At 42.6% G+C, this 611-nt stretch carries 1 pseudogene; it reads right to left on the reverse strand.

Going from position 1 to position 611, the window contains the following annotated elements:
• Positions 1 to 457, reverse strand: a pseudogene (locus R7Q46_RS28225) (sensor domain-containing diguanylate cyclase); the annotation flags it as partial.
• Positions 458 to 611 lie beyond the last annotated feature (154 nt).

Raw genomic sequence — 611 nt, forward strand, 5'->3', positions numbered from 1 at the left:
ACACCGGCCCCGCGATGAAAATCTCTTGAATATCTTTCGCTTTTTGAACTTGTACCCATTGCGCTGGTACTTTACGGTAATCCAGACCAAGGACGCGCTCGTTGCCTTGAGTTGGGAATATATGGCTAATTACATCATTTTCCGCAATACCGATGACCGTGATGTGCTTACTTTTGTTAAGAATACGATCGGCGGCAATGCTTAGCTCCTCTTCTTCGCTATTTGGCAGCAAAGTGATTAGCGTCGCTAATGTGCTGGCTTTGTAAATATCAGCCATGAGTACCGCTTCCAAATTGGAGCGGAGAATAGACAGTTGTTCTTTGGCTTCAACTTGCACGCGCTCTTGCTGAAGGTCTTGCTGATTCTGATGCAACAGCTCAATAACACCAACACACAAGGCAACAAAAGCGAAAAAGAACAGTGCAAAATAGCACTGCTTTCTGGGTGAATAACGCATTAGCTCCCCACTAGCTCGTCCGTTACTACGAGAATTATTCTTTTATTGTTAAAATTCTTATTATCTACAAGAATAACCAATAGCCTTTGCAAAGGTAATAATTATCTGAAATTTTTGTGGTTTAAATAGTCAACGGGTTGCGAGGTCAAGGCGA

It is taken from the genome of Vibrio sp. 811, from assembly GCF_033339195.1.